We start from the raw sequence: 3,520 nt of genomic DNA on the forward strand, positions 1-3,520 counted from the left end.
TCCTACTCAACGCAGAGGATAGATACATTACCAAGAGGGTAATAAAAAATACATCTATGATAGTAAAAGTAATACTTTTAGAGATGCACCGAATCGGGTTAACCGCTTATTAACGCCCGCAAAAGATTCAATAAATTTGTATCTTTCAGATAATCAACATACAAAGAAAGAATAAAGGGAAAATGTGTTACGATATGGAAACGAGCGAGTTTCTTTCCCTCTCTTTATTCTGCATTGCCTCAAAGAACACACCAATTCGATAATGCAAAGATAATATTTTCTGATGAAAAAAATGTGTTTCTACGGAAATAAATTGCAGATACACCTTAAATTAGTCACATCTAATTCTATTGGGAGTAATTTTCAGAAGTTTTAGTGTCGTTATTATGCCAGCTAAAAAGACTTATTATCATTTCACATTGTAAATGAGAAAAAAGAGAGTTTTTGAAGCCCCTCGAAAATTTGGTAAACTGAAATAAATTGCCTATTATTACATTCAAAGCAAAGAGCAAAAGCATACGTTCTGTTTTAGATTTAGCATTATGAATTTATAAGAAATCAAACAACAAGGACATATAAGCAAAAGGGGTATTTTCCTAAACGAGTCGCTCTAGTTATTTCAGAAAAAGAGTTTTGCACCTCTATCGTTCTTGATGTTATTCGAAACGACCAACGTTTATTGTGTGAATATATTCCATCATGTTAGGAATAAAGAATTCTTTTCAATAATATAAGAAAAATACGTCATAAAATTTTGCAGTATCGGCTTAATTTCTTATTTTTTCATCAATATGTACAATTAAAAATTATTTATTAAGATGAAGCCATTATATTTAGTTCTATTGATAATATTTTTTGCATTTCAAAGTTGTGATAAGACAGACTTTACCAATAAAGAATATGTTGAAAAACAACTTTCACTCAATCTTTGTGGGGATAATGAAAAAATTTCTCCTTGGACTACTGTGGTCGCATACACAGGAAATGGCAGCACTTTATATGTAAAACAAGGTAAAGATACAAAAGTTTGTAAAGATGGAACATTTGAAATATCCAAGGGACGTTGTTCTACTTCTGACACAATTACGCTATATTTAAAAACAAGAAATCCTGATTGGATTCATATTGGAATAACCTACCGAAAAAGAATGAAATCTCCTTCTATTTCTGACGACTTAACCATAAAAATAAAAGGTTATGTTGATAATATTCAACATATAGATACAACGCATACTATTCATGCCTTTTATGTCGATGATAAAATAACGGAATCGGATTATATATTCAAATTAAATTTTTAAATATGAAAAATTTATTACCATTTTTAATGATTGCTTTTGTTACTATATCATGTAGTAATGAAATCGAAGAATCTTATTTACAAAATGATTTGTTGAAAGAACAAAATTCGAACATTGCAGTAACTAAACAAAAAGAAACGTCTACAAGGGTAGCAAAAGTTTCCCAAATAAAGACGAGAGCAAATGGTGATATTGTTGATGATGAACTTGTTGTAGTATATGGAAGTGATAGAACAGAAACTGCAAAAAGAGGGAAGATCGCACTAAAGAGTGCAGCTGCAGCAAAGTTTGGTTTGCCACAAGGAGTTTATGTTGTTGAATACTTGATATGCTATAAAAATGTATATAAGCCAGGGTATGATATTTGGTCTGAAGAGTCTCAAAAATGCGGCTACAAACCGTCTCAAGATTTTGTATTGGGTAATAGCAGTATAGCTTTAACAAAAGACCGTGGATACGAAGAACCTGCAAGCAACGCAAGGGAACTTAAAACATTCGTTCTTCATGTTGTCAGCGACTTGTATGGTCGGAGAATGGATCGATATGATCCATGTACTCCTAAAGACATCGAATGGAAGTATTCTATCTCACCACAATAAAAATATGAATAAAAGATTATTTTTCAGTTTTTCGCTTTTTGCGATATTATCTTTTCCTTTTCTAACTAGCTGTGAAAATGAAAGCAATTCTATGTTAGGTAATAAAGATACTGCAAAAAGGAGAGAATTTATTGTTCCTACAATAAATAATGACACAACGACACTTTGTGTCAATTCTTTAGAAGATTTGCGAAATTCTCTAACACAAGTAGTAAACGAACGTGAGAATCGATTAATACAGAAGGGATGGACAAAAGTCGAAGAAGAACAACCACAAACCAGAAGTGTTTTAAGAGCAAAAAGACGAATACGAACCGATACAGTGTATATCTACCGAGAGACTGTTGATCTTTATTCGGATCCATCTGTTTATGCTAACTTTAATGCTAAATTTAGCAAAAGTATGGTTGACTCTATCAATAAAGTTGTTTCGCCTGAATTAAGGATTAGCACGAATAAAAAATATGTGTGTAGATGGAGACTCTATGGAACATATTATAATGCAAACGATGGAGAAAAAGTTTCTGCACGCCCCTCACCTTTATGTGGTCTTGTTCCTAATACGAAATCCTCTTATACAGAACGAGGGTATTCTTTATATTTATACAAAACTAAAGAAAATGTCAACCAATATCAAATGAATTCTTATCAACTACGAATTCAGTGGGAAAATGTATCTCATAAAACCATTATATTAGATATTGATTGGCCGTTCTTTGCAAGACATCCTTCTAATATTGGAAGTCTTGGCTATCAGTTTATTTATGCGGTTAGCAAGAGAATATAGTTTATAAAGGAGTCTAAAAGTCGTTTTTGTATTACCTTTTTTCTAAAATATAACACGACTTTGGAGTGATTTAATCCCCTTTCGGGGCAAGGGTCTTTGTGGTACAAATGGCAATTTGTGGTACAAAGACACACCTTGCCAGTATAAAGAAAGAGATAGTTTGTTATGTTCCATAAAGTAACCTTTCTGGGGTGCTTTTGATAGACGAGAGTTCAAAGTTCAAGAAGTAAGTCAAGAGATAAGTTTAGACTAATTTCTTAACTTACTGACTTTATGAGCTGACATATTTTTGACTAAAGTTAATTTTGACTTAGGTCGAAACTAATTTCTTGACCCCCAAAGTCATAACTGACCATTTGACTTAAGTCGCGACTGATTTCTTAACTTAACTCATAACTTACCTGTTTGCGGTATGGGATTATAATGCCTTTCAAGCATTGTTTGTATGTCGCTCTCTTTGTAAAGTATCTTCCCTCCGATTTTGTAGAAAGGAAGTGTTCCTGCATTTCTGTACTCTTGGAGCGTACGTGTGCTGAGCCGTAATTGGCTGCAAACCTCCTCGCCAGCGAGGTAAACCTCTCCGCCCAGCATCGGATGGGCGGTAGCGCAATACCGCTCCAATTTCTTCAATATGCCCTCCATCAGTTGTGAAAACATCTGCATCTGAGGGTCTTGCTGTGTAATGATTTCATTCTCTGCCATAATTCATTCTGTGTTTGATTTCATTCATTGTTTACATTCAGTAACTCCGTGATGTCGCTCTCCTTGTAATAGCACTTGTGTCCAATCATTGAGAAAGGGATTTTTCCCGTATCTCTGTATGATTGCAGGGT

5 protein-coding genes are annotated in these 3,520 nt (G+C 33.7%); 3 read left to right on the forward strand and 2 right to left on the reverse strand.

Annotated elements, in window-relative coordinates; translation table 11 throughout:
- The first annotated feature begins 818 nt into the window (after positions 1–818).
- Genes CHB62_RS14310 through CHB62_RS14320 form a run of 3 tightly spaced genes read left to right on the forward strand, consistent with a single transcriptional unit; the run spans position 819 to position 2,687 of the window.
- Complete coding sequence (locus tag CHB62_RS14310) at positions 819–1,301, forward strand: hypothetical protein (protein ID WP_089367351.1); 483 nt, start codon at positions 819–821, stop codon at positions 1,299–1,301.
- A 2-nt stretch (positions 1,302–1,303) separates the two neighbouring features.
- Positions 1,304–1,900 (forward strand): hypothetical protein, encoded by a 597-nt coding sequence (locus CHB62_RS14315; RefSeq protein WP_089367352.1) that lies wholly within the window; start codon positions 1,304–1,306, stop codon positions 1,898–1,900.
- A gap of 4 nt (positions 1,901–1,904) precedes the next feature.
- Positions 1,905–2,687, forward strand: coding sequence for a hypothetical protein (locus CHB62_RS14320; protein ID WP_141240453.1), 783 nt, complete (start codon positions 1,905–1,907; stop codon positions 2,685–2,687).
- A gap of 390 nt (positions 2,688–3,077) precedes the next feature.
- Here CHB62_RS14320 and CHB62_RS14330 read toward each other — a convergent pair whose 3' ends face one another.
- Both CHB62_RS14330 and CHB62_RS14335 read right to left on the reverse strand, forming a co-directional pair.
- A complete protein-coding gene (locus CHB62_RS14330) occupies positions 3,078–3,389 on the reverse strand; it encodes a helix-turn-helix domain-containing protein (protein ID WP_089367355.1) in 312 nt (103 codons plus the stop codon).
- A gap of 20 nt (positions 3,390–3,409) precedes the next feature.
- Positions 3,410–3,520 (reverse strand): helix-turn-helix domain-containing protein (locus CHB62_RS14335; protein WP_141240454.1); only part of this gene is annotated, 111 nt, incomplete at its 5' end.

Origin of the sequence: Prevotella jejuni (genome assembly GCF_900187995.1) — a bacterium.
GTDB classification, from domain to species: Bacteria; Bacteroidota; Bacteroidia; order Bacteroidales; family Bacteroidaceae; genus Prevotella; species Prevotella jejuni.

Bases quoted from the DNA above. Each gene is read 5' to 3' on its own strand.
- CHB62_RS14310 (WP_089367351.1), top strand. From the start codon at position 819: ATGAAGCCATTATATTTAGTTCTATTGATAATATTTTTTGCATTTCAA.
- CHB62_RS14315 (WP_089367352.1), top strand. From the start codon at position 1,304: ATGAAAAATTTATTACCATTTTTAATGATTGCTTTTGTTACTATATCA.
- CHB62_RS14320 (WP_141240453.1), top strand. From the start codon at position 1,905: ATGAATAAAAGATTATTTTTCAGTTTTTCGCTTTTTGCGATATTATCT.
- CHB62_RS14330 (WP_089367355.1), bottom strand. From the start codon at position 3,389: ATGGCAGAGAATGAAATCATTACACAGCAAGACCCTCAGATGCAGATG.